At 48.1% G+C, this 925-nt stretch carries 1 tRNA gene and 2 rRNA genes; all 3 read right to left on the bottom strand.

Going from position 1 to position 925, the window contains the following annotated elements:
* Positions 1-282: 282 nt before the first annotated feature.
* Positions 283-359 (bottom strand) — tRNA-Asp (locus CWO08_RS23825).
* Between the two features lie 30 nt (positions 360-389).
* Positions 390-505 (bottom strand): 5S ribosomal RNA (gene rrf, locus CWO08_RS23820).
* 129 nt (positions 506-634) lie between these two features.
* Positions 635-925 (bottom strand): 23S ribosomal RNA (locus CWO08_RS24115); the annotation flags it as partial.

Raw genomic sequence — 925 nt, 5'->3', positions numbered from 1 at the left:
AACTCACAACTGGAGTCAGAAATGATGTCACCCTAATCGTAGGGTTTGGGTTTGGGTTTGGGTAACACGTAGGCTACAGGAAAGTCTTTTGTGCAAGTTATTCGACTGACGTGCGAAGCACTATGATTTAGATGCAAAAAAGCCCCGTTATTTCTAGCGAGGCTTCTTATAAGTAATGGAGTGACTGGGGTCGTAGCCGACCGGGACTCCTTGGTCAAAGACCAAATTATCAACACCCAGAAACGGCGAAAGCCTAGTCGTAAGACTAGGCTTTCTAATAAGTGGCGGAGTGGACGGGACTCGAACCCGCGACCCCCGGCGTGACAGGCCGGTATTCTAACCAACTGAACTACCACTCCGCAGTGTCTATTCAGCTTAAAGTAATTTGAGCCTGACGATGTCCTACTCTCACATGGGGAAGCCCCACACTACCATCGGCGCTATTGTGTTTCACTTCTGAGTTCGGCATGGAATCAGGTGGGTCCACAATGCTATGGTCGCCAAGCAAATTTTGCTTTTACTTTCAGTTTTTAAAAAACTGAAGGCAAATAATCTGGAAAGCTGTTTTTGTTCTCTTCAAACTCATTCAAGTGTTTGGTATTTCTTTGAGTCCACAAAACCCCTTGGGTGTTGTATGGTTAAGCCTCACGGGCAATTAGTACAGGTTAGCTCAATGCCTCGCAGCACTTACACACCCTGCCTATCAACGTCGTAGTCTACGACAACCCTTTAGGACGCTTAAAGCGTCAGGGAAAACTCATCTCAAGGCTCGCTTCCCGCTTAGATGCTTTCAGCGGTTATCGATTCCGAACTTAGCTACCGGGCAATGCCATTGGCATGACAACCCGAACACCAGAGGTTCGTCCACTCCGGTCCTCTCGTACTAGGAGCAGCCCCTTTCAATTTTCCAACGCCCACGGCAGAA

It is taken from the genome of Vibrio sp. 10N.286.48.B8 (genome assembly GCF_003050085.1).
Taxonomy (GTDB): domain Bacteria; phylum Pseudomonadota; class Gammaproteobacteria; order Enterobacterales; family Vibrionaceae; genus Vibrio; species Vibrio crassostreae.
The sequence above is the reverse complement of the archived record's forward strand: the minus strand, read 5'-3'. Positions and strand labels throughout refer to the sequence as shown.